This window comes from Tardiphaga sp. vice304 (assembly GCF_007018905.1).
Taxonomy (GTDB): domain Bacteria; phylum Pseudomonadota; class Alphaproteobacteria; order Rhizobiales; family Xanthobacteraceae; genus Tardiphaga.
The window spans coordinates 3,447,162-3,467,308 of the sequence record NZ_CP041402.1; the positions used below are offsets into that span (position 1 = coordinate 3,447,162).

A 20,147-nucleotide genomic window follows, 5' to 3' on the forward strand; every position below is an offset into this window, starting at 1 on the left:
AACTGCGTTGGAACCCGGCTCCGCACGTACCTCAAACATCCTCTCTCGCCATAGTCATGCGACAGCCCCCCTGCCTGCCACACCTGCCACACCTGAGGTGAGGCAAAGTTCGGCAGACTGAGGCAGCCAGTTGCCACACCACCACCCCTCTTAGGGGTGTGGGGGTGGGGCGTGGCGAGAAAACATTGAAGAGTGAGGTGAGGCAAATCATGCCGCCACCTGCACATACTTACGCGTCATTCGCTTCTCGTCTTGATCCTCAACCACAACAAGACTGCCCTGACCTATCCAGATTTTAACAAGGCCGTTGACCTTTGCCCTATCCGGTTTGCTGTCGAGGTCTAGGCGCAATGCCTTAGCGATGGGGCGCCCAACCCAATCGGTTGCCTGGTTGCTTTCTCGCCAGCGCCCCCTGCCGATCTCTACTGCGGCAGCCTCGAAGTCTGAGCCGCTAATGCCGTCCAAGGGGTCGGGCCACTTCCACCGCGTGACCACACCCACACTGTCACCGGCTGGCGCAACGCTGGGGCCGTTTCCGAGCGATACAGGCACTATCTGATACCAGTCCTTCCCCTCGGGGGGCGGGCCTAGATTGATCTTGCCGTTATCGACACTGAAATAGGATCGGTGATTAGCAACTCCGCTCTTTGCCGCGTCGGCCTCACTCATCTTGTTGAGCACCTGAGCTGATCGAACGGCGTTGAGAACGGCTACTGCCCCTCGTCCGTCTTCAACCGTGGCGTCGGCACCACCGGTCTTTTTGGTGTGGTGGATCAACTCAATTGCGGTGTTCGTTTCACCTGCAATCGCTGTCCACTTCTTAGCCACCATATCCATGGCGCCATTGTCGTTTTCGGTCACGCGGTGCGATGAAACGAAGGGGTCGATAATCACCACGTCGATTTCATTGTCGAGGATGGTATCGACCAACGATTTTACCATGGGGATAGCGATAGAAGTCCCGCTTTTCGGGTTTTGGGTAGCAATAATGATTTCCTGATCTCTGCCGCTATCGGTCCAGAGCCATCCTTCGAGCATGGTACCGTCAATGCCGAAATGCAGACAGATAGCGGCGACGCGACGGTCGGTCTCTTCCTGGGGATCTTCGCCGTTCCAGTACCAGACCTTGCACCGCTTTGCCGGCGCCACACCCAGCAATGCGCGGCCGGTGGCAAGTGCGATTGCTTCAGCCAGTGCCAAAGCAGACTTGCCGACACCCCCCGCCGCAAACTTGGCAGAGGCAAACTTGCGGATCAGATGGGTTCCATAAAGAAACTCTCTGCGGGGCATGTCTGCAGGGTCACGCCAGACGTATGGCGTTGCCTTCAACTCTTTGGCCTTCGGCGGGATGCAAGCCGGCTCTGCGCCGGGGTATTGATCCCACCATGCCCGAATTACTTCCGGGTCGCTGCTGGCCTTTGAGATATCCAAAAGCGGCTCGCCTGTGCGGGCGTCTGCCGGCAATACGGCAAACCCATTGGCGGCTGCGTTAAGCGCGTCATAAACTCCCACCCGTTCCACTTTCATGCGGCCTCCGGCGGGGTCATGCAATGAGTGACGGGCAGTTCGTTGCTGCCTCGAATAGCCTTGATCCGCTCTTTCCATGCGTTGCTCTGGTTGGGTCGAGTTTCGATCAGCAAGACATTCTTGCGATGTTTGGCGGCCATAGTGGCGACCATTCGATAGGGGTACGGTTCAGGTCCGCTCGAGACTATGACGGCGTAACTGGCTTCGTTTATCGCCTTGTCCAGCGAGTCCGCCGGAAAGGCTCTTGGTCCCCAAACAAAATGCAGGTCATCGCCTAGGTAGAGGATCCAAGGAGAGCGCGGCAGCTCGAAAGTTTCGCATCCCTGCGGCGCGATCAGAAACGAGCATGCAAAGTTCGCAACTGCGTCAAATAGTGGGAACAGATGCGATCGGCGGATAGCCCGGTCTCGTTTGATCGCGGCTCTAGCCTTGTCCGGTTCAATCGTGACAAGCGGCATTTCCGGCAACAGAACGGTCATGCCTTCGGCTTCAATGGTGATGCTCATTCGTCACCGCCTTCCAGGCCAGCCACAATCATCTTGTGAATCAGCCCGTCACCGTGTGCGATAACCAGCCCGTTCGCTTCTGCGACGGTGTAGAGGAAGTCACAGATTTCCGTCTGTCGTGTTCGCTCGTAAGCGAGCATTGCGCCAAGCCGTTTGCACTCATCCTCGAATGCCCAAATGCGGGCGTTGGCGATATTGCGCTGGGCATCCTGTTTTGCGGCGTTGAAGTCAGGTTCAATCCTGATCGCTGCAACGTTAGTCATTAGCGCACCTCCCCAAAGACGAGAGGGGCAATGATGGCAGCCATCGCAGCGCTGATCGCGCAGCGGCGGGTAATTCTGGATACTTGATATTCTCTGGTGGCTGTGACATACTCCAAATTGTCCTGGCAGACATCAGCATTCGGAAGAAGCTCGCCCCACTGGCGGGCTTTTTCTTTGGTCATGAGATCAAGCGGCCTCCGTCTGGAGGGCTGCGGCCTGAATGGCAGCAATCTCATCATCGAACCAGACAACAATGTTGCCGTCTGGATTAAGCTTCTTGCCTTTTGGGTAGACGCCTTTCTTGATGCCCGCGTACCAGGTGGCCTTGCTGCAGGCTAACGCATCGAGAACAGCAGGAAGCCGAAGTGCCTTCCGAACCATATCAAACTCCATTAGGCCGGGATGGCCTATGGGTCGAACATGATGTTTTTGGGCGGGCGGCTCACGGGTTAGGCTTTCAGAAATTTTACGGAGCTTTAACCCGGCGAGCGGTCTTGTAATGGGAACGGACAGTTTCGACGCTGATGTCATCGCGGATGGCGGTTGCCTGCAGCGCCTTGCGAACAAAGGAAATGCCGTCCGTAGTCGTCTCGGTTCGGATTGAAAATCTGCCCATAAACTTTTCGTACAGGCTCGGCAGCCTTGATCCGGCCGCCCACACAATTCCGGATTGATCTGGCCTCTCATCAATTTCAGCGGCAATCACCTTTTGTGCATCGGACGCGATCCGATGAACTGTTGCTGCGATTCCAAAAAAGCTGCTGATCACCTCTGCCGATCCGTAGTCTATTAGATGGTCCGCACCTGCGATGCGCGAAGGTTTGAAATTGACCGGTAGCGTTTCGGAATAGTGCTTTGCCCAGATCTCTCCCATCTGCGCGACAGCCAGCATTGCTGCGGACGCGTGAGCGTCGCCGTTGTCGATCGACTTACTGAAATCTGCGATGCGCTTAATGCTCTGAAGCATTTCCCCTATCTTAGCGGCAACGGCTGTATTCTTTACCGCATTCGCTTCTTGCTCGCGGCAGTCATACATGACGCGCAAGTCGATTAGCAGAAAGCATAGCCGCGCCTGTCGACGCCACGGAAGCTCCGCATAAGACGCAAAGTCCCGCAATTGTTCGTGGAGGGTTTTTGGCGTGATGCCGTCATAACTGCGGATGATCATCATACCCGCCCATCGCAGTACGCAGCCCAGTCTTCCATCAGCCGGCGCCGCTTTTCGATCATGTCGCCTCGGCGATAGGCAGCCTCTGTCTTGTCGGGGACGGTGTGAGCGTAGGCATACTCGACCAGATCGGTTGGGTAGTCCGTTTGCTCAGTTGCCCAGTCTTTGAAGGTGGACCGAAAGCCGTGAACCGTGGCGACCGTGCCGGGATATCCCATGCCCTTCAGGAGTTGATCCATCGCGGCGCTCGACAGGCCTTTGCCCGGCTTCCCGCCCGGGAAGACAAATCCGCCCTCGCTGGACACCTCCTTGAGGAATGCCACGGCTCGCGCCGTCAGTGGAATTACCAGATCCCGCCGCTCCTTCCCCTTTCGGCCCTTGAGCCGCTTGCCTGAAATCGTCCATGTCGCTTTCTCCAGATCCATCTCTGGCAGCGTGGCGCCAATAGTCGCGTCGGTCCGCATCGCGGTCAGGATGGTCAGTTCGAGCGCCCGTGCACTCACACAATCGTTGGCTCGCAGCTTTTTCATAAAATTCGGCAAGTCGGCGTAGGGCATGGCCGGATAATGGGTTACAGGCGATACCTGCTCGCGTGCCGGCAGCACCTGATCAATGAAGCCCGTCCACCGCGCCGGATTATCCCCCGACCGGTGTCCATGCACCTTTGCCCAATCCAGCACGTTCTCAATTCTGTTTCGGACCCGGCTCGCGGTTTCTGTTTTTTCCGACCAAAACTGCCCTAGCTCGGTTTTGTTGCCTTTTTTATTTACTTGTTGCTTGAGAACTTTGAGCACCAGCGCCAGACTGACATCGCTAACTGGCAGATGCCCGATGGTCGGATAGGCATACCGCTCTAGACTTGATGTCCATTGCTCAGCATGCCGGGGGCTCTTCCAACCTTCCTCCCGGTCGGCAATGCACTGCGTGGCGCATTCCTTAAAGGTGAGGGCCTTGGTGTCCACGGCCTGCGAGGCCCGCACCGCATCGCGGGCAGCGATAGGGTCGATCCCGTCCACGACTAAACTGTACGCAGCCTGGGCCTTCTTGCGGGCGTCAGCGAGCTTCACCCGTTCAAAATCGCCAAGCCCCATTTTCCTCGCGTGACCGCGTATCATGAAGCGGAACACCCATGCCTTGGTGCTCGAACTCGAAACCTGCAGATACAATCCGCCGCCGTCACCATATAGGCCGGGGGGCAGCATCTTCTCGCAGAACTTCACCGAAAGCTTATTAGCAGCGCGACCCACCGGAGGCTCCGAGTCAAATATACGTACAAATCAGACTTGGAACGTAGTGGACCAGCCTAGACCTGTCTAGACTAGATATGGCCTGTAATTTACGAGGTTTTGAAACGAATCAGACGGCGCTAGACCAGGCTGGTCCTGTAGTTGAAGGACGACGTGGCCTCCATCCTTTCAAACACATATTGTGAAAAGCTGAAGCACGTTGCGAGGATTGCAGCGGCGATTGGGCGTGGCGTAGGCATTGCCGTGCCGCCCCGGATCGGGCCGACACGATCAAAATGCGTTTCCGAGAAGGGTGGCTGGCTCCGCCGTTGCAGCGCAGGCCGGGTTCAGGCGCTCTTTTTGCGGCGCCAGTCGCGCTTCTTCGGCTTCAGTTCCGGCATCACGCTCTGGGCTTCCTGGTATTTCGCGAGCATGCGGACGAAGCTGGCATTCAGCGTCTCCGCGATCTCCGGGCGCTTTTCCAGATTCGACAGCAACATGCCGGCGGCCTCGATCGTCGAGAGGCCGTCCTTGCGCGGTTCCTTGCGCAGCTTGCCGTACAGCGACGGCTTGGCGGGCCCGAGAATCACCCGCTGGCACTTCAGCATCCAGGCGTTGCGCCACCACAGCGCCTTGGCCTGACTCCAGGTCCCGTCGAGCAGCACAATGCCCTGGATCTCCTTGAGCAGCGCGCGCTGGTTCTCCTCGGCTTCGCCCTTGCGGTCGATGGCCAGAAGATCGCGGTCGGTCTCGAAATCGGAGACTTTTGCGGAGCCGAGATAGAGCACGGCCCAGCGCGACGGGTCGGCGATCGGCCGGCCCAGCGCCTTGGCCAGGCTCGGCCACGACAGCCCGACCTTCACCACGGCGTTCTTGAAATGCGCGGCGGTCACGCGGGCGGTGCCGAGCGCACGGTCCTGTTCCTGCGGGTGCTGCAGGATGAGCAGGCCGATGCGGCTCTCGATGGTCGGAATGCTGTCGCAGATGCACAGAGGCACCGGCTTCATGCAACGCGGGCATTCCGGGATCGCATCTAGCTCACCGGCTTTCAGTTCTGAAATCTTGGACATGGCCCGCTATACGCCGCGCGGCCCCCCGCTTCAACCACCGTGACGGCCCGGAGATGCCTATTCGGCCGGCGCGGGCAGCGCCAGCGGTCGCGGCCGGCGGCGCAGCCGGTCCATCAGGAGGTAGATCACCGGCGTGCTGTACAGCGTCAGGATCTGCGAGATCAGCAGCCCGCCGATGATGGTAATGCCGAGCGGCCGGCGCAATTCGGTACCCGGCCCGGTCGCCACCACCAGCGGTATGGCGGCGAAGGCCGCCGCCAGCGTGGTCATCAGGATCGGCCGGAACCGCACGCTGCAGGCCTCGAAGATCGCTTCGGCCGGCGACAGCCCGCGATGGCGCTCCGCGTCGATGGCGAAATCCACCATCATGATGCCGTTCTTCTTGACGATGCCGATCAAGAGGATGATGCCGATGAAGGCGATCACGGTGAGCGGCGTATTGGTGATCTGCAGCGCCAGCAGCGCGCCGAGGCCCGCCGAAGGCAGCGTCGAGATGATGGTCAAGGGGTGCACCAGGCTCTCATAGAGCACGCCGAGCACGATATACATCGCGATCAGCGCGCCCAGGATCAGCAGCGGCTGCCGGCCGGAGGTCTTGCTGAAGTCGCCGGCGCTGCCGTCGAAGCCGCCGCGGATGCCTTCCGGCATGTGCAATTCATCGACCGCGCGCTGGATGGCGCCGGTCACGGCGTCGAGCTGCACGCCGGGCAACGTGTTGAACGACACGGTGGTCGAGGGAAATCCGCCGGAATGCGCCACCGACAGCGCCGCCAGCGTCCGTTCGGCGCGCACCACGGCCGACAGCGGCACCTGCGCGCCACCCGCGCCGGCCACAAAGATACGGTCGAGGTCGGAGGGATCGTTCTGGAACTTGCCGTCGATCTCCATGATCACTTTATACTGGTTGCGCTGGGTGTAGATCGTCGAGATCTGGCGCTGCGAGAACGCATTGTTGAGCGCGTTGTCGATGTCCTGCACCTTCACGCCGAGGCTTGACGCGGTCTTGCGGTCGATCGCCAGCGTCAATTGCAGGCCGCCGGGATCGCGGTCGCTGGAGACGTCGGTGATGCCCTCGACGGTCTCCAGCCGCTTGCCGACCAGCGGCGCCCATTTCTGCAGCAGATCGAGATCGGTCGAGGTCAGGGTGTACTGGTAGTTGGAATCGCTCTGCCGGCCGCCGGCACGCAAATCCTGCGCAGCAAACATGAACAGCCGGATCCCCGGCACCACGCCGAGTTCGCGGCGCAGCCGGTTGATGACATCGTCGGTCGAGGCGCCATTGCGCTCCTCCGGCGGTTTCAGGCTGATGAACATGATGCCGCGGCTGGCCCCGCCACCGCCCGGACCGCCGGAGCCGCCCAGCGACGAGCCGACGCCGGCGACGGCGGGATCGGCCAGCACGATGTCAGCGAGGCGTTGCTGCAGGCCCAGCATGGCCTGAAAAGAGGTGTCCGCCGAGGCGCGGGTCGATCCGATCACGAAGCCCGAGTCGTCGCTGGGGAACAGTCCTTTCGGCGTCTTGATGTACAGCACGACCGTGAGCGCGATGGTGGCGAAGAACACCAAGAGCGTCAGCAGCGGAAAGCCGAGAACGACGCGCAGCGAGCGTTCGTAGAACGCCACGACGCGCGACAGCGTGCCCTCGACGATGCGGTCGAACCTTGTCTCTGTGCTGGAAATCCCGGTTTTGATGTACCGCGCGCAGATCATCGGCGTCACGGTCAGCGACACCACGGTGGAGACGATGATCGAAAACGTCAGCGTCAGCGAGAATTCGCGCAGCAGACGGCCGACCAAACCGTCCATGAAGATCAGCGGCGTGAACGCCGCGATCAGCGACAGCGAGATCGACAGCACCGTGAAGCCGATCTGGCGCGCACCCTCGAGCGCGGCATGCAGCGGCGCCATGCCCTCCTCCAGGTTGCGGTACATGTTCTCGATCATGACGATGGCGTCATCGACCACGAAGCCGACCGAGATCGCCAGCGCCATCAAGGACAGGTTGTTGATCGAGAACCCGGCCAGCCACATCCCGGCGCAGGTGCCGGCCAGCGCCAGAGGCACAGACACGCCGGCCGCGATGGTGGGAATGCCGCGCCGCAGGAACAGAAACACCACCGCCATTACCAGCGCGGCGGTTGCCACCAGCGTCCACTCCATGTCCTCGACCGAGGCCCGGATCGTGCCGGTGCGGTCGGTCAGCACCGAGATCTCGATGCCGGCAGGAATCCATTGCTTGAGATCGGGGATCAGCGCCTTGACCCTATCGACGGTGTCGATGACGTTGGCGTCGCCCTGTTTGGTGATCTGGATCAATACCGCCGGCTGCTTGTTGAACCAGGCGATCGAGCGGCTGTTGCGGGTGGCGTCCTGCACGTCGGCAATATCCGACAGCCGCAAAAAGTTGCCGCTGGCACTCTTGACGATGATGTCGCGAAACTCTTCCGCGGTCCGCATCTGCGGGTTCATCGACAGCGTTTCGCTCTGCCGCCCGCCATTGAAGATGCCGACAGGCCCGAGCGGATTGGCGTTGACTATCGCGGTGCGGACATCGTCGGTGGAGATGCCGGCATTCGACAGCGCGATCGGGTTGAGCTGGATCCGCACCGCCGGCTGGTCGGCGCCGCTGGAGGTGACCTCGCCGACGCCCGGCACCTGCGAAAGGCGCTGCACGATCACCGTATCGGCGACGTCGTAGATCGCGCTGGCCGACATCGTCTTCGAGGTCAGCGCCAGAATGAACACCGGGGCGGCCGACGGGTTGGCCTTGCGAAAATTCGGCAGCGCCGGCAGGTCGGTCGGCAGGTCGGCCAATGAGGCGTTGATCGCGGCCTGCACGTCGCGCGCGGCGCGGTCGACGCTGCGGCCGATGGCGAATTGAAGCTGGATCGAGGTCGAGCCCAGCGAAGAGGTCGAGGTGATCTGGTCGAGGCCTGCGATCACGCCGAGCCGGCGCTCCAGGGGGGCCGCGACCGTCGCGGCCATGATGGCCGGCGCCGCCCCCGGCCGCGTTGCCGACACCCGGATCATCGGGAAATCGACGTTGGGCACGGCCGCGACCGGCAGCAGATGGTAGGCGACCGCGCCGATCAGAAACAGCCCGATGCCGAGCAGCGTGGTGCCGACCGGCCGGCGGATGAAGGGCTCGGAGATCGAGACGGCCATTACGGCGCCCCCCTCGCCGCTCCCGCGACCGGCGACGTCGGCGGCACGATCACATCCGGCGCCTTCTCGAAGCGGCGGTTGATGCGGTCGAGTGCCAGATAGATCACCGGTGTGGTGTACAGCGTCAGGATCTGGCTCAGGACCAGGCCGCCGATGATCGAGACGCCGAGCGGGAACCGCAATTCCGCGCCGGTGCCGCTTTCAACTGCCAGCGGCAGCGCGCCGAACAACGCCGCCAGCGTGGTCATCATGATCGGGCGGAAGCGCAGCAGGCAAGCCTCGACGATGGCCTCCTCCGGCGTCCGGCCGTGATGCCGCTCCGCGTCGAGCGCGAAGTCGATCATCATGATCGCGTTCTTCTTGACGATGCCCATCAAGAGGATGATGCCGATCAGCCCGATGACCGAGAGGTCCTGCCCAGTCGCCATCAAGGCCAGGATCGCGCCGACGCCGGCCGAGGGCAGCGTCGACAGAATGGTGATCGGATGGATGTAGCTCTCATAGAGCACGCCAAGCACGATGTAGATCGTCACTAAGGCGGCGAGGATCAGCCAGGGCTGGCCGGACAGCGACTTGGAGAATTCCGCGGCGTCGCCGGCGAAAAAGCCGTTGATGCTGCCAGGCATGCCGATGCGCTGCTCGATCTTCTTGACCTCCTCGACGGCATCGCCGAGCGCCTCGCGGGGAGCGAGGTTGAAGCTCAGCGAGATCGCCGGAAACTGCGCCTGATGCGAGATCGACAGCGGCGCCGTGGTGCGCGTCAACGTGGCCACCGCCGACAGCGGCACCTGCGCGCCAGCGGTACCCGGCAGATAGAGTTTCGACAGCACGTCGGGATCGCGCTGCTGGCTCGGCAGCGCCTCCAGCACGACGCGGTACTGGTTGGCCTGGCCGTAGATCGTCGAAATCTGGCGCTGCGCGAAGGCGTCGTTCAGCGTGTCGTTGATGCCCTGCAGGCTGACGCCGAGCTGTCCGGCGCGTTGCCGGTTGATGTCAAGCGCGGCGCGCAGGCCGCCGGCCTGGTTCTCCGACGACACGTCGCGGAACATCGGATCGCGGCGCAGTTCGGCGACCAGTTTTTCCGACCATAGCCTGACCTGCGCCGCGTCGGTGCCGGTCAGCGTGTACTGGTACTGCGAGCGGCTGGCCTGGGTGCTGATCTGGATATCCTGCACCGGCTGGAAGTAGACCGTCATGCCGGGAATGCTGGCGACGCTCTGCTTCAGCCGGTCGATCACCTTCGTAATCTCGTCAGGGCGCTCGCCACGCGGCCGCAGGTTGAGCACCAGCCGGCCAACATTGGTAGTCGGGTTGACGGTGCCACCGCCGATCACCGAGACCACGCCGGTGACGTCGGGGTCGGCCTGAATGATAGTCGCCACCGCGGCCTGCCGGCTCTGCATCTCAGCGAAGGACACGTCGGCGCCGGCTTCGGTCACCGCGATGATCGAGGCGGTGTCCTGCAGCGGCAGGAAGCCTTTGGGCGCGATGATATACAGGCCGAGCGTCGCGGCGACGGTCAGGAACGTCACCACCAATGTCGCCGGCTGATGCTTCAGCACCCACAGCAGGGTGCGGTGATAGAACGCCACCATGCGGTCGATGAAGCGGCTGATGGCCGCCAGGCCCGGCACCTGCCACTCGTCATGGGTGTGTTTCAGCAGCCGCGAGCACATCATCGGCGTGAGAGTGAGGGATATGACGGCCGACACCACCACCGCGATGGTCAACGTCAGCGCGAATTCGCGGAACATGCGGCCGACCAGCCCGGACATGAACAATAGCGGGATGAACACCGCGATCAGCGACACCGTCAGCGAGATCACCGTGAAGCCGATTTCACTGGCGCCGGACAGTGCCGCCTGCATCGGGCTTTCGCCGTCTTCCATGTGACGGACGATGTTCTCGATCATCACGATGGCGTCGTCGACCACGAAGCCGGTGCCGATGGTCAGCGCCATCAGCGAGAGATTGTCGAGGCTGAAGCCGGCGAAATACATCACGCCGAACGAGGTGATCAGCGACAGCGGCAGCGCCACGCCGGCGATCAGCGTCGCGCGCAGCGAGCGCAGGAACAGCAGCACCACCAGCGTCACCAGAATTACCGACAGCACCAGCGTAAACTGCACGTCGTGTACCGAGGCGCGGATGGTGACAGTGCGGTCGGACACCACCGACAGCTTGATGCCGGCCGGCATCGCGCGCTGTACCTTGGGGATTTCCTCGTTGATCTGCCGGACGACCTCGATGACGTTGGCGCCGGGCTGGCGCTGGATCTCGATGATCACCGCCGGCGTGCCCTGGTACCAGCCGCCCGTGCGGTCGTTTTCCAGCCCGTCGACGATCTGCGCGATGTCGCCGATCGTCACCGGGGCGCCGTTGCGGTAGGCGACGATGATCGGCCGGTAGGCATCGGCGGCGGCGATCTGGTCGTTGGCGGCGATGGTGTAGGCCTGCTGCGCGCCGTCGAGCGAGCCCTTCGGGCCGGACACGTTGGCGCCCGCGATCGCCGTGCGCAAATCCTCCATCGAGATGCCGTAGGCGGCCAGCCGCGACAAGTCGGCCTGCACCCGCACCGCCGGCTTCAGCCCGCCCAGCACCGCGACGCGACCTACGCCAGAGATCTGGCTGAGCCGCTGGCCCAGCAACGTGTCGGAGATGTCGCTCATCGCCCGCAGCGATATGGTGTCGGAGGTCAGCGCCAGCGTCATCACCGGCGCGTCGGCCGGGTTCACCTTGGCGTAGACCGGCGGGTACGGCAGGTTCTTCGGCAGCACGCCGGCCGCGGCATTGATCGCGGCCTGCACGTCCTGCGTGGCGCCGTCGATGTCGCGGTTGAGATCGAACTGCAGCGAGATCGAGCTGACGCCGAACGAACTGGTCGAGGTCATCGAGGTCATCGACGGGATCTGGCCGAGCTGGCGCTCCAGCGGCGCTGTGATCAGCGAGGCGATCACGTCCGGGCTGGCGCCGGGCAGTTGCGTCGAGACCTGCACCGTCGGGAAATCGACCTGCGGCAGCGCCGACACCGGCAGAGCCCAATAGCCCAGCGCGCCGCCGATCAGGAGCGCGATCCCCAGCAAGGAGGTCGCGACCGGCCGGCGGATGAAGGGTTCGGAGACGCTCATGGCTGCGCGCTCTTTCTTCCCCTCTCCCCCGGCGCCGCAAAGCGGCGTTGGCGGAAGAGGGTGGCCGCGCGCAGCGCGGACGGGAGAGAGGGTGGAGCGGCAAACGCCGATGCCAGCGTTCCGCGTCGCCCCCCTCTCCCGTCTCGAACCCCGCTACGCGGAGCTTCGATCCACCCTCTCCCGCCCAGCGAAGCTTCGCCTCGCCGGTGGGAGAGGGGAAGAAGGAAGCGCAAGCGCGCCATCATGGTTACTTGGCTCCGGCAGGTGCGGGCGTGCTGGGAGGCGCGGGTGCGAGGCCGGTCTGGCCCTTCTGGTCACCTGACGGCGTGCCCTCGCCGCGCTTACCGCGACGCTCGCCGCCCTCGCCGCGCTTGCTACCGCGCGCGCGCGGCGCCAGATCGGCGGTCGGCTCGGCGCTGTTGGTACCGACACTGACTTTCGAGCCGTCGGCCAGATTGGCGAAGCCGGTGGTGACCACGCGATCGGTCGGCGAAAGCCCCTTGGCGATCACGGCGTCGGTCTCGTTCTGCTGCGTCACCGTGACCGGCACGGCTTTGACGATATCGCCCTCCCCGATCACGTAGGAGAACGTGCCGGCAGGACCGCGCTGCACGGCGGAGGTCGGCACCACCATCGCCTGCGGCAGCGTCTCGACCTTGAGCCGGACGTTGACGAACTGGCCGGGCCATAGCTGGAATCTGGCGTTGGGAAATTCCGCCTTGATCTTGACCGTGCCGGTGGTGATATCGACCTGGTTGTCGATGCCGGTCAGCGTGCCGGTGTCGACCACGGTGACTCCGTCATTGCCGAACACGTCGACGGTGAGCGGTCCCTTGGCGACCGCGGCATTGGCGCGCACGATCTGCTGCTGCGGCAGGCTGAACAGCACGGCGATCGGCTGCAACTGGGTGATGATGACGAGCCCGGTGGTGTCGGAAGATCGGATGATATTGCCCTGGTCGACCTGGCGCAGGCCGGCGCGGCCGGACAACGGCGCGATGATCTTGGTGTAGCTCAGGGTCGCCGCGGCGTTGTCGATGGCCGCCTGGTCGGAGTTCACCAGTGCCTCCTGCTGCGCCACGACGGACTTCTGCGTATCGGCCTGCTGCTTGGAGCCGGCATTGGTGGCCGCAAGCTGCTGGTAGCGGGCGAGGTCGAGCTTCGCATTCGCCAGCGTTGCCTCGTCCTGCGCCTTCTTGGCGACGGCCTGGTCGTACAACGCCTTGTAGAGCACCGGATCGATCTCGCCGAGCACGTCGCCGGCCTTGACGTCCTGGCCTTCCGCAAAATTGACCTTGATCAGCTTGCCGTCGACCTGCGCGCGCACCGTTACGTTGTTCAGCGCCTTCACCGAGCCCACGCCGTCGAGATAGACCGGCACGTCCTGGATCTTCGGCGTCGCCGCCAGCACCGGCACGGTCATGTCCGGCCGCGGCCCGCGTCCCGTGGCGGCGGTCTGCTTCTGCTGCCACACGGTCCAGCCGATATAGCCAAGCCCGCCGAGGATCAGCAGCGTCACGAATATCGAGACCGTGCGGCGCCGCGCGCCGCCGCGGATACGGGCTGCGGTGCCGGACGCGTTCGCCTCGTTCGCTTCCGGCTTAAAGAGCATTGACCGGTCTCTCCATATTCGGCTCCCAGCCGCCGCCCAGCGCCTGATACAGGCTGATGATCGCCAGGAAGCGCGACAACTGCGCCTGCGACAGCGCATCCTCGGCCTGAAACAGTGTCAATTGGGTATTTAGCACGGTGACGATGTCGGCGGTGCCGGCGCGCAATTGCTGTTCGGACAGTTCGAAGGCGCGCCGCGACGCCGTCAGTACCTCGCGCAGCAGCCGCAGCCGCTCCGTGGTCTGCCGGATCGCCACCAGTGCGTTCTCCACATCGGTGAAGGCCGACACCACGGTCTTGCGATATGTCTGCAGCAATTCGTCCTGCTGCGCCTGGGTCAGGTTGAAATTGCCCCGGATCCGGCCGCCATCGAAAATCGGCTGGGTCAGCCCGCCGACCAGGTTGAAGAACGCCGCGTTGGGCTGAAACAGCGAGGCCAGCGCGGCGCTCTGGTAGCCGCCGGAGCCGGTCAACTGGATGGTGGGAAAGAACTGCGCCCGCGCGCTACCGACATTGGCGGTCGCAGCCGCCAGCCGGGCCTCCTGGCGGCGGATATCCGGCCGCTGCGTCAGCAGGTCCGACGGTAGGCCGGCGGTCACCCGCGGCGACGAAATCGCGTTCAGCGAACCGCCATTGATGCGGATGCTGGCCGGGGGCCGCGCCACCAGCAGCGCCAGCGCGTTGGAATTCTGCTGCAGCGTCTGGCGCAGCAGCGGCACCGCGGCGCGCTGATTGGCCAGCACGCTCTGCTGCTGCGCGAGGTCGAGATCGGTGCCGGTACCGGCACTCAGCCGGGACTGGATCGCGTCCAGAATGCGCTGGGCGCTGGCGATGTTGCGCTCGGCCGTCTTGATGCGGTCCTGCGCGGCCAGCACCTGGAAATAGGCATTGCCGACCGCGGCCAGCGTGGTCAGCGCAACGGTGTCGCGGTCGAACCGGCTGGCGGTGGCGGTTTCCTCGGCGGACAATGCGGCGTCGCGGTTCTTGCCCCAGAAATCCAGCTCGTAGCTCGCCGACAGCGAGGACGAATAGGTGACGATCTCGCGTCCGCTATTGGTCAGGCCACTCGAGCTGGAGCCGGAATTGCGCGAATAGGTCTCCTGCCCGCCGCCGCTGACGCTCGGCAGCAATGCTGCGCCCGTGATCCGCGCCTGCGCGTCGGCCTGCCGGATCCGCGACGACGCCGCGGCGATGTCGAGATTGACCGCCTGGGCTTCTTCCATCAGCTGCGTCAATTCGCGCGAACGAAACCCCCGCCACCAGTCAAGCGATGGCGTGGCGCGGTCGGGCTGGGCCGATCCGGAGAATTTGTAGCCCCGGGGCACGTCCAGCGCGGGGTCCGGCAAGTCGGAGGTCAGGATGCAGCCGGTCGAACTGGCAGCGATCGCGAACGCAACGACTGTGCGCCAGACCGGCGACAGGCGCTTCACCGGCATGTCTTGCGGACGCTGCACGTAGTCAGATGGGGTCTTGGACGATGCAGGCTGCGACACGGTCACCGGGTGATTCAAACAATCGTGCCGCCACTGTAGCGGTCCGATTCGTGCGCGGACAGTGTTCTTCCGCCACAGCGGCTGCAAGCGTCATCCTGCTTCAACGCCGGGATTCCGGCTCGATTCCCACGAATTCCCTTTATAAGCCGGTACCTTGATGGCCATTGACGCCGCCACCCCGAATGGCAGACTTACGAAGATTTCATGTAGCCACTCAATGCCGGTAACCCGTCTTATGGACGTGCCATGGCTCCCGCGGAAGATATTGAAACCTCAACGGGATACCAACGTAGCTGGTACATTTGGATGGGGCACAGGGGACTGGAATGCGCGTTGCAGTTATCGGAACGGGAATCGCCGGCAATGCCGCGGCCTGGGCATTGTCGAAGCGCTATCCCGTGACGGTCTACGACCGCGAATTGCGCCCCGGCGGCCACAGCCACACCGTCACGATCGATTATGACGGCGCGGCGATCGCCGTCGATATCGGCTTCATCGTCTACAACGAGCTGAATTACCCCGATCTGACCGAACTGTTCGCCCATCTCGGCGTCGAGACAGTGGAAAGCTGCATGAGCTTTGCGGTCACTGCCGATGGCGGCAAGTTCGAGTGGAAGGGCGGCGGCGACAGCTGGGCCGAAACCGCGCGCGGCCTGTTCGCGCAACCCAAGAACCTGTTCTCGCCGTCCTACCTGCGGATGCTGCGCGACATTCTCAGCTTCAACGAGCAGAGCATCAAGGATCGCGACGCCGGCCTGCTCGCGGGCAAGTCGCTCGGCGAATACTTTGCGTGGCGCAAGTTCGCGCCGCGCCTTTTGACAGACTATCTGGCGCCGATGGGGGCCGCGATCTGGTCTGCGCCAGCGGCAGAGATGCTGGACTTTCCGGCCGAGAACTTCATCGCCTTCTTCAGCAACCACCGCCTGCTGCAATATGACCGCCCGGTATGGCGCACCGTGCGCGGCGGCAGCAAGACCTATGTCGAGAAGCTGATGGCCGCATTCGGCGACCATCTGCGGCTCGGTTGCGCAGTGACGTCGATCGAGCGTACCGCGCAGGGCGTGGTTGTGCACGACAGCCATGGCCGCGCCGAAACCTATGACCATGTGGTCGTCGCATCGCACAGCGATCAGGCGCTGGCGATGCTGGCCGATCCGAGCAAGGAGGAGACCACCATTCTCGGCGACATCGGCTATTCGCCGAATGTCGTCTATTTGCACCGCGACACCCGCTTGATGCCGAAACGCAGGAATGCCTGGGCATCGTGGAATTTCCTGCGCTGGAACCGCGAGGGCAGCACGGTGAACGACGTCGCCGTGACGTACTGGATGAACCGCTTGCAGGGCATTGCCGACGACAAGCCGCTGTTCGTTAGCCTCAACCCGCCCTTCGCGCCCGACCCGGCCCTGACCTTCGGCCGCTACATGTGCGAACATCCGCAGTACAATGCGAAAGCTTTCGCCGCTCAGAAGCGGCTCGGCGAGATCCAGGGCCAGCGTCACACCTGGTTTGCCGGCGCCTGGACCGGCTATGGTTTCCATGAGGACGGGCTGCGCTCCGGTCTGGCGGTCGCCGAGGCGCTGGGCGCCACGGTGCCGTGGCGCGTGATACCGCCTGAACTGTCCGAAGCTGCGGAGTAGAGATGTCCGGTCCTGTCGCCAGCGTGGAAGCAGCTGCAGCCGCCCCGGCCGCGCTGTATTTCGGCGACGTCATGCATGCAAGGCTGAAGCCGATGGGCCATCGCTTCAGCTACCGCGTCATGAGCCTGCTGATCGATCTCGACCGGCTCGACGAGGCCGACCGGCAGACGCCTTTGTTCGGGGTCAACCGGGCCGCCCTGTACAGCTTTCGCGAAACCGACCATGGCCCGCGCGACGGCTCGTCGTTGCGCGCCTACGCGCAGTCCTGCGCCGCCGGACACGGCATCGACCTTACCGGCGGCCGTGTGATGCTGCTGAGCTATCCGCGCCTGCTAGGCTATACGTTCAATCCGCTGTCGGCGTATTTCTGTTACACCAGCGATGGCGAGCTCGCGCTGATCATCTATGAGGTGCGCAACACGTTCGGCGACATCCACGCCTACGTGCTGCCGGTGCGGCCCGGCGAGCACACCGAGGCCGGCATCCGGCAGCAGCAGGACAAGCTGTTCTACGTCTCGCCGTTTCTGGAAATGCCGTTACGTTATCACTTCCGGGTGTTGCCGCCCGGACATTGCGTCAAGCTGCGCATCCTGGAAACCGACACCGACGGCCCGATCCTCGCCGCGACCTTCAATGGCCGGCGCCGCGCATTGACGACCGCCGCGCTGCTCAAATCGTTCCTGGCGCTGCCGATGGTGACGTTCAAGATCATAGCCGCGATTCACTGGGAAGCCCTGCGGCTGTGGATCAAGGGGGCCCGGCTGGTGCAGCGGCCGCCGCCCGATGCAAATACCGTCTTGGCGAGCGCCGAAAGCAATGATTATAGTCGGGCGTCATCTGCTGCGCGCGGTCCCAAGCCCGCCACGCAGCCGGGCGCTGTGCTTCGTTAGGGCTGCGGCCTCACCTTCAGTCCACGTGCAACTCGGACACAGAGCCACGCAATTCGATGGATCTTCCATGTCTGAGTACCTCGCTTCGAAACTGATCGTCCTCACGCCGGAAAATGTCGACGCCAGACTATCCGACCTGCCACGGATCGTGCGGATGGCATTCGGCTTCGGCTCGAAGCTGCGCCGCGGCACGCTCGATGTGACGCTCCCCGACGGCCGCCAGGTGCGGCTCGGCGGCCTCGAACCCGGTCCCTCGGCTGCGATGACGATCTACGGCTATGGCTTCGCCTCTCGGCTGCTCAACGGCGGCGACATCGGCATTGCGGAGGCCTATCTGCACCGCGAATGGGACACGCCGGACCTGACCCAGTTCCTGTATCTGTTCTGCGTCAACCACGATCTGATCAAGGCGATGCTCGGCGACAACCCGGTGATGCGCTTCGTGCAGATCGTCCGGCACTGGTTCAACCGCAATACCCGCAGGCAGGCGAAGAAGAACATCTACGCCCATTACGACATCGGCAATGCGTTCTATTCGGCCTGGCTCGATCCCAGCATGACCTATTCCTCGGCGATCTTTGAGGACGGCACCCAGGACCTCACCGCCGCGCAAAACAACAAGTACAAGCGCCTTGCCGAGGCGATCGACCTGCAGCCCGGACATCGCGTGCTGGAGATTGGCTGCGGCTGGGGCGGTTTTGCCGAATATGCCGCAAAAAACTATGGCGCCCATGTCACCGGCCTGACCATCAGCCGCGAGCAGCGCGACTTCGCACAGCAGCGGATGATGGAGACCGGCCTCAGCGACCGTGTCGAGATCAAGTTTCAGGATTATCGCGACGAGCGCGGCCAATATGACCGCATCGCCTCGATCGAAATGATCGAGGCGGTCGGCGAGCAGTTCTGGCCGCACTACTTCTCGCAACTGCGAGACCGGCTTCGGCCGGGCGGGCTGGTCGGCATCCAGGCCATCACCATCCAGGACAAGCTGTTCAAGGCCTATCGGGCGGAGGTCGACTTCATTCAGCGCTACGTATTTCCGGGGGGCATGCTGCCATCGCCCGAAATCCTCAAGGCGCTTGGCGACAAATTCGGCATGCCGGTTGTGCGCGAACGCATCTTCGGGCTGGATTACGCCAAAACGCTGGCGACCTGGCGCGACAATTTTCGTGAGGCCTGGCCGAGCCTGACGCCGCTCGGTTTCGACGACAGGTTCCGCCGGCTCTGGGAGTATTATCTGGCCTATTGCGAGGCCGGGTTCCTGTCGGGGAATATTGATGTTCGTCAGGTGGTGTTCGCGAAGGCGAATTGACCCCATATAGGTGCGACGGCAGCGGAATCGTTCGCTCCCTTGTCTGCCTCCGCCCCCTCCATTACGGTCGCGACCTGTCTGGCCCGAACCCCAAGAATTCCGCATCATGAATTTTGACCAAGACGTCATCGAGGCGATCGGCAACACGCCGCTCATCAAGCTGAAGGCCGCGTCCGACCTCACCGGCTGCACCATCCTCGGCAAGGCCGAATTCATGAATCCGGGCGGCTCGGTGAAAGACCGCGCCGGCAAATGGATGATTCTGGAGGCCGAGAAACGCGGCGATCTCAGGCCTCGCGGCCTGATCGTCGAGGCCACCGCGGGCAACACCGGCATCGGCCTGGCCGTCGTCGCCAGCGCGCGCGGCTATCGCACGCTGATCGTGATCCCGGAGACGCAGAGCCAGGAAAAGAAGGACGCGCTCCGGCTCAACGGCGCCGAACTGGTCGAGGTGCCGGCGCTGCCATTCGCCAATCCGAACAACTATCAGCATGTTGGACGGCGGCTGGCGGATCAGTTGCGCAAGACGGAGCCAAACGGCGTCCTGTTCGCCGACCAGTGGAACAATCTCGACAACGCCAAGGCGCATTATGAGTCGACGGGACCCGAGATCTGGCAGCAGACCGGCGGCAAGGTGGATGGCTTTATCTGTGCTGTCGGGACCGGCGGCACGCTGGCCGGCGTAAGTCGGTCCCTCAAGGAAAAGAACGCCAAGATCGTCATCGCCTGCGCCGATCCGCAGGGCTTTGCGATGTATAATTGGTTCAAGCATGGCGAAGCCAAGTCCACGCCCGGCGATTCCATCACCGAAGGTATAGGCATCGGCCGCGTGACGCCCGTCATCAAGACCGCTCAGGTCGATACCGCATTCCTGGTCTCGGACGAGGAAGCCGTCGCCGTCGTCTATGACCTGGTGCAGCACGAGGGCCTCTGCCTCGGCGGCTCCAGCGGCATCAACATCGCCGGCGCGATCCAGCTGGCCAAGCAGATGGGTCCCGGCCACACCATCGTGACTATCCTGTGCGACGGCGGCAGCCGCTACCAGTCCAAACTGTTCAACCCCGCTTTCATGCGCGAGAAAAACCTGCCGACGCCGGAGTGGCTGCAACGCAAGGGCGCGTTCACGGTGCCGTTCGAGCAGGTTTGAG

At 63.3% G+C, this 20,147-nt stretch carries 16 protein-coding genes; 4 read left to right on the forward strand and 12 right to left on the reverse strand.

What is annotated here, in order from left to right:
* Nucleotides 1–207 precede the first annotated feature (207 nt).
* The 12 genes from FNL56_RS16340 to FNL56_RS16390 all read right to left on the reverse strand — a co-directional run bounded on the left by FNL56_RS16340 (nt 208) and on the right by FNL56_RS16390 (nt 15,100).
* The gene (locus FNL56_RS16340; RefSeq protein WP_143582157.1) at nt 208–1,527 is read right to left on the reverse strand and encodes an AAA family ATPase; all 1,320 of its coding nucleotides are present in this window, start codon (nt 1,525–1,527) and stop codon (nt 208–210) included.
* Nucleotides 1,524–2,033 carry a hypothetical protein gene (locus FNL56_RS16345; RefSeq protein ID WP_143582158.1) on the reverse strand — a complete coding sequence of 170 codons (510 nt, stop codon included), beginning with the start codon at nt 2,031–2,033 and terminating at the stop codon, nt 1,524–1,526. The genes FNL56_RS16340 and FNL56_RS16345 overlap by 4 nt, the downstream gene beginning before the upstream one ends.
* Complete coding sequence (locus FNL56_RS16350) at nt 2,030–2,296, reverse strand: hypothetical protein (protein WP_143582159.1); 267 nt, start codon at nt 2,294–2,296, stop codon at nt 2,030–2,032. Before FNL56_RS16350 ends, FNL56_RS16345 begins: the two co-directional genes overlap by 4 nt.
* A complete protein-coding gene (locus FNL56_RS16355; RefSeq protein ID WP_143582160.1) occupies nt 2,296–2,478 on the reverse strand; it encodes a hypothetical protein in 183 nt (60 codons plus the stop codon). Before FNL56_RS16355 ends, FNL56_RS16350 begins: the two co-directional genes overlap by 1 nt.
* Before the next feature lie 4 nt (nt 2,479–2,482).
* Nucleotides 2,483–2,677: a helix-turn-helix transcriptional regulator gene (locus tag FNL56_RS27755; RefSeq protein ID WP_168202954.1), complete on the reverse strand. Its 195-nt coding sequence runs from the start codon at nt 2,675–2,677 to the stop codon at nt 2,483–2,485.
* 85 nt (nt 2,678–2,762) lie between these two features.
* On the reverse strand, nt 2,763–3,464 hold the full coding sequence (locus tag FNL56_RS27760) for a hypothetical protein (RefSeq protein ID WP_210245402.1): 702 nt from the start codon (nt 3,462–3,464) through the stop codon (nt 2,763–2,765).
* Entirely contained in the window at nt 3,464–4,711 is a 1,248-nt protein-coding gene (locus tag FNL56_RS16365) for a tyrosine-type recombinase/integrase (RefSeq protein ID WP_246661584.1), read from the reverse strand. The genes FNL56_RS27760 and FNL56_RS16365 overlap by 1 nt, the downstream gene beginning before the upstream one ends.
* 326 nt (nt 4,712–5,037) lie before the next feature.
* Nucleotides 5,038–5,760 carry a tRNA-uridine aminocarboxypropyltransferase gene (locus tag FNL56_RS16370; RefSeq protein ID WP_143573985.1) on the reverse strand — a complete coding sequence of 241 codons (723 nt, stop codon included), beginning with the start codon at nt 5,758–5,760 and terminating at the stop codon, nt 5,038–5,040.
* Nucleotides 5,761–5,817: 57 nt separating this feature from the next.
* Entirely contained in the window at nt 5,818–8,925 is a 3,108-nt protein-coding gene (locus FNL56_RS16375) for an efflux RND transporter permease subunit (protein ID WP_143573986.1), read from the reverse strand.
* A complete protein-coding gene (locus FNL56_RS16380; protein ID WP_143578010.1) occupies nt 8,925–12,053 on the reverse strand; it encodes an efflux RND transporter permease subunit in 3,129 nt (1,042 codons plus the stop codon). Before FNL56_RS16380 ends, FNL56_RS16375 begins: the two co-directional genes overlap by 1 nt.
* Nucleotides 12,054–12,300: 247 nt before the next feature.
* Nucleotides 12,301–13,665, reverse strand: a complete 1,365-nt coding sequence (locus tag FNL56_RS16385) for an efflux RND transporter periplasmic adaptor subunit (protein WP_143573988.1) — start codon at nt 13,663–13,665, stop codon at nt 12,301–12,303.
* Nucleotides 13,655–15,100: an efflux transporter outer membrane subunit gene (locus tag FNL56_RS16390; RefSeq protein ID WP_143576199.1), complete on the reverse strand. Its 1,446-nt coding sequence runs from the start codon at nt 15,098–15,100 to the stop codon at nt 13,655–13,657. The genes FNL56_RS16385 and FNL56_RS16390 overlap by 11 nt, the downstream gene beginning before the upstream one ends.
* A gap of 383 nt (nt 15,101–15,483) precedes the next feature.
* Here FNL56_RS16390 and FNL56_RS16395 point away from each other — a divergent pair, with 383 nt between their 5' ends.
* The 4 genes from FNL56_RS16395 (at nt 15,484) to FNL56_RS16410 (ending at nt 20,146) form a co-directional block, all read left to right on the forward strand.
* A complete protein-coding gene (locus tag FNL56_RS16395; RefSeq protein WP_143573989.1) occupies nt 15,484–16,797 on the forward strand; it encodes an NAD(P)/FAD-dependent oxidoreductase in 1,314 nt (437 codons plus the stop codon).
* Nucleotides 16,798–16,799: 2 nt separating this feature from the next.
* Nucleotides 16,800–17,687 (forward strand): DUF1365 domain-containing protein, encoded by an 888-nt coding sequence (locus tag FNL56_RS16400; RefSeq protein ID WP_143573990.1) that lies wholly within the window; start codon nt 16,800–16,802, stop codon nt 17,685–17,687.
* A 67-nt stretch (nt 17,688–17,754) separates the two neighbouring features.
* The gene (locus tag FNL56_RS16405) at nt 17,755–18,999 is read left to right on the forward strand and encodes an SAM-dependent methyltransferase (protein WP_143578011.1); all 1,245 of its coding nucleotides are present in this window, start codon (nt 17,755–17,757) and stop codon (nt 18,997–18,999) included.
* Nucleotides 19,000–19,105: 106 nt separating this feature from the next.
* Nucleotides 19,106–20,146 (forward strand): cysteine synthase A, encoded by a 1,041-nt coding sequence (locus FNL56_RS16410; RefSeq protein ID WP_143573992.1) that lies wholly within the window; start codon nt 19,106–19,108, stop codon nt 20,144–20,146.
* The last annotated feature ends 1 nt before the right edge of the window (nt 20,147 follow it).